This window comes from Nostoc sp. CHAB 5715, assembly GCF_020829685.1.
In the GTDB taxonomy this organism is placed as follows: domain Bacteria; phylum Cyanobacteriota; class Cyanobacteriia; order Cyanobacteriales; family Nostocaceae; genus Nostoc.
Window position 1 is genome coordinate 1 of the sequence record NZ_JAIVFR010000845.1, and the last position, 3,334, is coordinate 3,334.

The 3,334-nt window shown below is 41.7% G+C and carries 2 protein-coding genes and 1 tRNA gene; all 3 read right to left on the reverse strand.

Annotated features, from left to right (window positions below):
- Positions 1–205: 205 nt before the first annotated feature.
- The 3 genes from LC574_RS32320 to LC574_RS32330 all read right to left on the reverse strand — a co-directional run bounded on the left by LC574_RS32320 (position 206) and on the right by LC574_RS32330 (position 3,261).
- On the reverse strand, positions 206–1,732 hold the full coding sequence (locus LC574_RS32320; protein ID WP_229457685.1) for a slipin family protein: 1,527 nt from the start codon (positions 1,730–1,732) through the stop codon (positions 206–208).
- Positions 1,733–2,485: 753 nt separating this feature from the next.
- Positions 2,486–2,558 (reverse strand) — tRNA-Met (locus tag LC574_RS32325).
- Positions 2,559–2,754: 196 nt separating this feature from the next.
- Positions 2,755–3,261 (reverse strand): HAMP domain-containing sensor histidine kinase, encoded by a 507-nt coding sequence (locus tag LC574_RS32330; protein WP_229457684.1) that lies wholly within the window; start codon positions 3,259–3,261, stop codon positions 2,755–2,757.
- Between the last annotated feature and the right edge of the window lie 73 nt (positions 3,262–3,334).

Sequence of the window (3,334 nt, forward strand, 5' to 3'; positions counted from 1 at the left end):
GTTTTAATTGATAGTCATTTCCTCCAGCAAGAACTGCCCAAAGGCGGAGCATCTCCGGCTTTGCTCTTACAGCGCTTTTCAAGTAATTGAACTACACCACTCCCTACTCCCCACTCCCCACTCCCCACTCCCCGTCTCATCTGTGGTCTAAATACCTGAAAAATGTTGTAACACTTAGTTTGTGCGATCGCCTTTAATAACCAAATCACTGCGGATTCATCCGAATCAAGTCTGTTAAAATACTATCCAAACTGCCGTTAACTTGAATGCGATCAATCTTCTCTGCAATCCGCTCTAATACTTCGAGTTCTTTCAAACGCAATGCAACGGGGTTATCTTCCATCACTTTGGCAGTGTTTAGCATACTGCGGGTAGCAGCAGTTTCTTCTCTACGTCTGACTACGTTTGCTTGAGCAGCTTTTTCTGCCTCGACTACTTTACTCAAGATAGTTTTAATTTCACCAGATAAAATAATATCTTTGACACCTACAGAATCTACTTCAATTCCATAGTCTGCGGCTTTCTGACGAATGTATTCAGAGATACTTCTATCAATTGCACCTTTATCTTCTAATAAAGCATCTAAGTTGCGTTCGCCGACTGCACCACGCAAAGCAAATTGTAATTCTTTGTACAAAAACCCAGAAATGTCTGTCAACCCGTTTTTTGCCCTCAATGGATCTTGGATGCGGAAGCCAGCCGTTAAATTTAACCGCAGAGGTACTTTATCCTTTGAGAGGATGTCTTGACCTGATACTTCCATATTTTGCAGTCGCAGGTCGATAGTTTCGGTTTGAAAAGAGCGTCCAAATAACCACCAAGCGTGTACCCCTGGCGATCGCTGTCCTTGAAACTCCTGATTAATGTATACTAGTCCAACGTGCTGGGCGGGAACTTGGCAAATATGCAAACAGTTGCGACTGAGCAATTTTGCTTCTGGTAAACCCTCAACCAACTCAGCCACTAAGTTAGGCTGCAACTGAGCATCAGCACTGATGTCAAGAATTTTCACTGCAACACCTTGCCAAAACAGCTTGCGGCTCGTGGGTGGCAAAATAGAAATCACTTTACCTCGATATCGCACAATTGCAACTTGCGAAGCCAGCAATTGCACGGTTTCACAGTAGGCAGCAATAAAGTCGGGATGTTTTTCAATTAGTACATCTTCGAGGGGAAAGTCTGGGTTAGGGATAATCCGGCTGAGAGTTCGGACTGTAACATCTCTATCTACTGACCAAAAAGCATACTCTCCAGGTTCTAAAGGTCGCACAAAATTATTTTGCAGATATAGTAAACCAATCTCATACTCTGAGATTTGGAACTTCTTCAATCCATTCAACGTAACTGAGCGCAATTGCTGCACAAAGGAACTAGGCAATTCCCAGCTTTCTTCCAAGTTGAATAGATAAGATTCTACCTCAATAAAACCACGCCAAAAAGCTATCAATTTATTTGGTGCAACGCTTACCCAATTCTGACCGTAGCGGACTAAAGCAGCTTGGTTGAATGCGGTTCTGATAATCAATAAATGTTCTTGCAGTTCAGCCTCGTGATTTCGCAACAACAATTCTAAGTTTTCAATCTGAGCTTGTGGCTGGTTGAGGTCATAGGTTTTAACTTGCCAATGCCGACCAAAATAAGTATATGTACCGGGCTGCAAAATTTTCTTAAAGTCACTGCGGTGATATAAGATGCCGATTTCGTTAGGTTTGATATAAAATGTTTGCCACATAGTAATTTGCATAAATAATTTGCCTAATATTTTAGGTAAGCTACGCGATCGCGATCGCAACCAGCTAAGAAGATTTGATAAAGACATTTATAACCTTGCCTGCAATTTAAATCGCTATCTCACAGCTTAAGTATTGGAGTTTGCAACCTTGTGAAAAAGACTAAAAGATTGGTTTTAGCTCTTTATACTACTATATACTACAAAATATTTATTTACTCTGCCAGTGCAGTTTTTTACAGTTCCGGTCAGCTAAACCATGCGATCGCAAAAGTACTAAATTATCAGTTCGCAACTTTTCTAAATTACTTTCAGTCGCTAATGGGGTAGTGCTTAAATTTTTGCTCTACATCATACAAAATATTTTTTTACTCTGCGAATACAAGTGTTTACAGTTTAGGTGTGGGCAAAAGTTTCTCCAAAGCTGGATTAAGATTGCTGTTACTTTTACCAAACTGCTTAATGGCAATCTAGAAAAAGAAAACCGCGCTCAAATATGCCGTTCGGTTGCCAATCTAGAATCCCGAAGGAAAACTAGATGTAGGAAACGAAGGGACATACTCAAGTTAGGGAGAAATGCAGTTGCGCTAGCTCCTTGACTGTAGCTATCAAACATTACCCTTACGAGTAATGAGCGCCAGCAGAACACTTGCACCGCAGAGTTTTTCAAATGACGGACTCGAACCGTTTGGGGATTTCTCCCGTACCATATTGGCTACTGTGACAGAGTAGTGTCTTTTGACCCGGACAGGGTTTTGGGTGAAAGTATAGGAATTGAACCTACAACACATCGATTATGAGTCGATCGCTCTGCCAATTGAGCTAATCAAACGATATAGTTTAAAGCACTCGGCGGTATACGCTTATGCAAAAGCTTGGCGCACCAGTTAGGCATATAGAACCTAAACTATAGCTTTGTAACTTTGTTACTATCCCGCTCCAAATTTAGCATAAAAGGATTGAGCATGGGGAATGCGGAGTGCTGAGTTAAGAGTTAAGAGTTAGGAATTATCCCCTCTGCTTCCTCATCTTCCTTTCACTGGAAGGGTAATCACAAACTCAGTTCCCTCACCTAAAGTTGAATTGACAGCGATCGCTCCATGATGTTTTTCTACTACAATCTGATGAGCGATCGCTAATCCTAATCCAGTGCCTTTGCCTACACACTTAGTGGTAAACAAATGCTCAAAAATCTTCTGCTTGACATCATCTCTCATGCCGATGCCGTTGTCTTGAATGCGGATGCTGACGAATTGCCATTGTTGCCAAATGTTGATCGCTTCTTGACCATTTTGCGCTTCCTTCACTTCAAAGCCCAAGGGACTGAGCAACTTCACTAGAATCTGGCGATTGATATCTTTATCATCCACAATTAAGATGCGGTAGCAGGGTTGATTAGATTCCAAAGCAATAATCTGTTGCTTGAACCGCACAGTTTCTTCATCAGCCCCCTCAACAGCCGTCACCTGAATCTTGAATTTACAGCAGTTTTCATGTATTTGAACCACATCTGTTGTAGGGGTAAAGCGCATTGCTCATACGTGTCAACTTAACGTAAAAGCCATGTCCCGCAAGGAACTGAAGTTCCTTGCTAATAGCGAAAGT